General features: G+C 66.1%; 1 protein-coding gene and 1 pseudogene. Both read left to right on the plus strand.

The annotated features are described in order from the left end of the window. Nucleotides 1-351: 351 nt before the first annotated feature. A pseudogene (locus VW23_RS08495) lies at nt 352-693 on the plus strand (transglycosylase SLT domain-containing protein); the annotation flags it as partial. A 105-nt stretch (nt 694-798) separates the two neighbouring features. After that, on the plus strand, nt 799-1,908 hold the full coding sequence (locus VW23_RS08500) for a hypothetical protein (RefSeq protein WP_084645774.1): 1,110 nt from the start codon (nt 799-801) through the stop codon (nt 1,906-1,908). Nucleotides 1,909-2,075 lie beyond the last annotated feature (167 nt).

A 2,075-nucleotide genomic window follows, 5' to 3' on the forward strand; every position in this document is an offset into this window, starting at 1 on the left:
GGGGTGGGGGTGCTCTTTCCGCCCCGGCCTGTCAGCCACTCTCGTGGCTCCGAACCCCTCAAATGCCGCCCATTTCGCCCCGGGTTCCCCCGCGCAAAAGCTTCTGTTAATAGAGACTTTATGTTCAGGGCCCCTGCTCTTTCGCGCGTTGTGCGCCTCACGCTCGTTGTGCCTGTCCTCGCCGGGCTGGTGGCGGGCTGCTCGATGGCCGGGTTGCCGGGGTTCAAGCCGGCCTCGCCCAAGGCGATCGCGGCGATTGCACCGGTGCCGGAAGCGCAGCCCGAAAGCGAGGGCGAGGCCTTCGTGCCGCTGGCTTTTGCCGAGGCGCCGGCCCGCACTTCGTCGAGCGGGGTCGATGGGCTGATCTCGAAATACGCCATGGTCTACGACGTGCCGGAATCGCTGGTGCGCCGCGTGGTGCAGCGCGAGAGCGGCTTCAACCCGGGCGCGCGCAACGGGCCATATTACGGACTGATGCAGATCCGGCACGATACGGCGCGCTCGATGGGCTATGGCGGCAGCGCCTCGGGCCTGCTCGATGCCGAGACCAACCTCAAATATGCGGTGAAGTATCTGCGCGGCGCCTATATCACCGCCGGCTACAACTCGGATGGCGCAGTGCGGTTTTATGCCCGCGGCTATTATTACGATGCCAAGCGCCTCGGCCTGCTCGAGGAAGCCGGCCTGCGCTGATCGGCGCGGCGCGGTCCTAAATCCCTAAGGTTGCTTCCACAATTCTGCTGGCAGGCTGGCGCCGAACTGGCATAGTCCGGGCTTGGCAATAACGGGGCAATACAAATGGCAGATGCGACGACGACTCCCGTTCCGTTCGGAGCGCGGTGGAAGCTACGCATCTCGGCCATCCTGTGGTTCCTGCTGCTGGCCGGCTTCCTGCTCGGGTTGCCTCTGCTGCTCGAGGTCAGCTGGCTGGTCGTCGCCGGGCTGGTGGTCGCCGCGCTGCTCCTCGGGCTGCTGGTCGCCTGGCTGATCCGGCTGGTGTTTCGCGGGCAGCGCCGGCAACCGTTTTTCGTCAGCTACGGCAAGGCGGTGTTCGGCACGCTGTTCGTCCTTGGCATCGGGCTGGCCGTGCCGATCTACTACGCGGCGGTGCTCACCAGCCTCAAGCCGCTGACCGTGCCACAGGCGACGCTTTCGAACGGCACCAAGACCGTGGTGTTCCAGGGCATGATGCATGTGGGCTCGGAGCCGTTCTACAAGGGTGTGGTCTACGACCTCGAGAAGGCGCTGAGCGATGGCTATGTGATCTACTACGAAGGTGTGCGGGGTTCCCCGGACGGCGACAAGTGGTTCAATGACACCCTGGCCGGCGGCGGCGACCTGTCGGCCAACTACAAGACGCTGTCGGACGTGTGCGGGCTGAAATTCCAGCTCGACTACTTCCAGTTGCTTCAGGCCGATATGGCGGCGCGCCCGGAGCGGCACGTCGCGGCGGATGTCAGCACCGCCGATATGATGCACGAATACGAGCGGCTGGTCGCGGCGGACCCAGGCCTCGCGGCGCAGGTGCAGCCGGCCAAGGCCGAGGCCGCGGCAAAGACCGGCTCTTCGGAAGGCCTGTCGTCGGTCATCAACCTGCTCGATGGCGGCACCCCCGATCAGAAGCGGATCGCCGGCTATGCCTGCCGCGGCTTCCTCACCTGGACGCTCGGCCGTCCGGAGACGCCGTCGCCGCTCGATCCGGTGATCCTCGACTATCGCAACCGGGCGCTGGCCGACCGCATCGCCAAGGACACGCACCAGCTGATCTACATCACCTATGGCGCCGGCCACCTGCCGGGCCTGCTCAAAGACCTGCAGGCGATCGATCCGGCCTGGGAGATCAAATCGGTGAAGTGGCAGCGCGTCGTGGAAGCACCCGATGACGTGACCGGCCATCTGAGCAGCTAGGCGGTCCGGGGAAGCTCCCTGGTTCGCTGGGGGTGATGCGATCGCCTCCCTCCCCCTTGAGGGGAGGGATTGAGGGAGGGGGTGCATCGGCTGCCCCTTCTCCCCCTCTGACGCTGCCGCCGCCCCATCCCGTCGTCCTCACCGCTGTCTCCGTCCCCTCCTCACCA

Origin of the sequence: Devosia insulae DS-56, from assembly GCF_000970465.2 — a bacterium.
GTDB classification, from domain to species: Bacteria; Pseudomonadota; Alphaproteobacteria; order Rhizobiales; family Devosiaceae; genus Devosia_A; species Devosia_A insulae.

Bases quoted from the DNA above. Each gene is read 5' to 3' on its own strand.
- VW23_RS08500 (WP_084645774.1), top strand. From the start codon at position 799: ATGGCAGATGCGACGACGACTCCCGTTCCGTTCGGAGCGCGGTGGAAG.